Source organism: Hymenobacter glaciei (assembly GCF_039539585.1).
GTDB classification, from domain to species: Bacteria; Bacteroidota; Bacteroidia; order Cytophagales; family Hymenobacteraceae; genus Hymenobacter; species Hymenobacter glaciei.
Genome location: NZ_BAABDK010000037.1, coordinates 1 through 3,027 on the forward strand (window position 1 = coordinate 1; position 3,027 = coordinate 3,027).

Genomic DNA, 3,027 nt, shown 5'->3' on the forward strand with positions numbered 1-3,027 from the left:
ACGAAGGACGCGATAAGCTGCGATAAGCGTGGGGGAGGGGCACATACCCGTTAATCCCACGATTTCCGAATGGGGCAACCCCCTGACTGGAAGAGTCAGGAGCCGACCAGCTTGACTGGCGGCGGCAAACGCAGGGAACTGAAACATCTAAGTACCTGCAGGAAAAGAAAATAACAATGATTCCCCAAGTAGTGGCGAGCGAACGGGGAGGAGCCCAAACCGGGTTGGTTACGGCCAATCCGGGGTTGTAGGACCACGACATCTGATTGAATCGAGTTAGCTGAACTGCTTGGGAAAGCAGGCCATAGACGGTGAGAGCCCGGTAAGCGACAATTCTGATTCACGGTAGTGGGATCCTGAGTAGGGCGGGGCCGGAGAAACCCCGTCTGAATCGAGCGGCACCATCCGCTAAGGCTACATACTCCTGAGACACCGATAGTGAACTAGTACCGTGAGGGAAAGGTGAAAAGAACCGGGAATACCGGAGTGAAAAGAACCTGAAACCGTGTGCTTACAAGCAGTTAGAGGCCTTTAGTGGGCTGATAGCGTGCCTTTTGCATAATGAGCCTACGAGTTACTCCTCCCCGGCAAGGTTAAGCGCTTCAAGGCGCGGAGCCGCAGCGAAAGCGAGTCTGAACAGGGCGCGCAGTCGGGGGGGGTAGACGCGAAACTTTGTGAGCTACCCTTGAGCAGGTTGAAGGTGCCGTAACAGGCACTGGAGGACCGAACCAGTTTCCGTTGAAAAGGATTTGGATGACTTGAGGGTAGGGGTGAAAGGCCAATCAAACTGAGAAATAGCTCGTACTCCCCGAAATGTATTGAGGTACAGCGTCGGCGTTGAGGTCAGTGGAGGTAGAGCTACCAATAGGACTAGGGGGTGTCAGAGCCTACCGAATCCTGATGAACTCCGAATGCCACTGGCTATAGCCGGCAGTGAGGCCTGGGGTGCTAAGGTCCCCGGCCGAGAGGGAAAGAACCCAGACCAACAGCTAAGGTCCCTAAATCTAGATTAAGTTGAACAAAGGAGGTCCAGTTGCTTTGACAGCCAGGAGGTTGGCTTGGAAGCAGCCATTCCTTTAAAGAGTGCGTAACAGCTCACTGGTCGAGCGACCGGGCATCGATAATACGCGGGCATCAAATCTAGTACCGAAGCTTTGGATGTGATGTGAAAGACCATCACGTGGTAGGGGAGCATTCTCCTTGCGGTGAAGGCGCGTCGTCAGGCGTGTTGGAGCGTGGAGAAAAGCATATGTAGGCATGAGTAACGATAATGCGGGTGAGAAACCCGCACGCCGATAGACTAAGGTTTCCAATTCAACGCTAATCGGAATTGGGTTAGTCGGGACCTAAGGGGCAGCCGAAAGGTGAACTCGATGGACAGCAGGTTAATATTCCTGTACTGATGAATGAAAGTGATGCAGTGACGCAGAAGTGAAAGCACCGCGGGCGGACGGAAGTGCCCGTTGAAGGCCGTAGGTATTGGGACCGTAGTTAAGTACGCGGACCTAGCCGAAAGCTGATAGTACCGTACGACCTTCGGGTCACGCGGATAGTGTGCCTAATCCGACTGCCAAGAAAACCTGCTAAGCGTTTTAACTCATTTATCACCCGTACCGCAAACCGACACAGGTAGTCAAGGAGAGTATCCTGAGGCGCTCGAGTGAATCACGGCCAAGGAACTCGGCAAAATGGACCTGTAACTTCGGGAGAAGGGTCGCTTCCTCGGTGCAAGCCGAGAAGCCGCAGTGAAAAGGCCCAGGCGACTGTTTAACAAAAACACATGACTTTGCTAACGCGCAAGCGGACGTATAAGGTCTGACACCTGCCCGGTGCCGGAAGGTTAAGAGGGGAACTTAGTCGCAAGGCGAAGGTTTGAATCGAAGCCCCGGTAAACGGCGGCCGTAACTATAACGGTCCTAAGGTAGCGAAATTCCTTGTCGGGTAAGTTCCGACCTGCACGAATGGTGTAACGATCTGGGCGCTGTCTCAGCCGTGAGCTCGGTGAAATTGTAGTCTCGGTGAAGATGCCGAGTACCCGCCACGGGACGGAAAGACCCCGTGCACCTTTACTATAGGTTGCCATTGGTGTTGGGTTCGGCATGTGTAGCATAGGCGGGAGGCGCTGAGCCGGGGACGCTAGTTCTCGGGGAGCCGACGTTGAAATACCGCCCTTGCCGTGCCTGATGCCTAATCCCGGATTCCGGGAGACAGTGGCTGCTGGGTAGTTTGACTGGGGTGGTCGCCTCCAAAAGAGTATCGGAGGCTTTCAAAGGTCCGCTCAGTCCGCTTGGTAACCGGACGCAGAGCGCAATAGCAGAAGCGGGCTTGACTGTGAGGCCGACTAGCCGAGCAGGGTCGAAAGACGGATATAGTGATCCGGTGGTTCCGCATGGAAGGGCCATCGCTCAAAGGATAAAAGGTACGCCGGGGATAACAGGCTGATCTCCCCCAAGAGCTCATATCGACGGGGAGGTTTGGCACCTCGATGTCGGCTCGTCACGTCCTGGGGCTGGAGAAGGTCCCAAGGGTTCGGCTGTTCGCCGATTAAAGTGGCACGCGAGCTGGGTTCAGAACGTCGTGAGACAGTTCGGTCCCTATCTGTGGTGGGCGTTGGAAATTTGACAGGACCTGTCCTTAGTACGAGAGGACCGGGATGGACCAGCCGCTGGTGCGCCGGTTGTACCGCCAGGTGCAGCGCCGGGTAGCTACGCTGGGACGAGATAAGCGCTGAAAGCATCTAAGTGCGAAACTCACCTGGAGATGAGATTTCCCAATTGAAGGCCCGTCGGAGATGACGACGTTGATAGGCGGCAGGTGAAAAACGGGAAACCGAATAGCTGAGCCGTACTAAGTGGCCGAGGGCTTCTCTTGATTGTCGTTGAGTGCGCACCGTGCGCTTCGTTTTTGTCCCCTTACGTCGAGTTATTGAGTCCTGCACGAACACGCAGTGACCCGCCAGCAATGGTGGCTTTAGCCCGGGTGTTCACCTCTTCCCATTCCGAACAGAGCCGTTAAGCCCCGGTGCGC

General features: G+C 55.2%; 2 rRNA genes. Both read left to right on the plus strand.

Annotated elements, in window-relative coordinates:
• A 23S ribosomal RNA gene (locus ABD837_RS24845) occupies window positions 1-2,871 on the plus strand; the annotation flags it as partial.
• An 89-nt stretch (window positions 2,872-2,960) separates the two neighbouring features.
• Window positions 2,961-3,027 (plus strand): 5S ribosomal RNA (gene rrf, locus ABD837_RS25110); the annotation flags it as partial.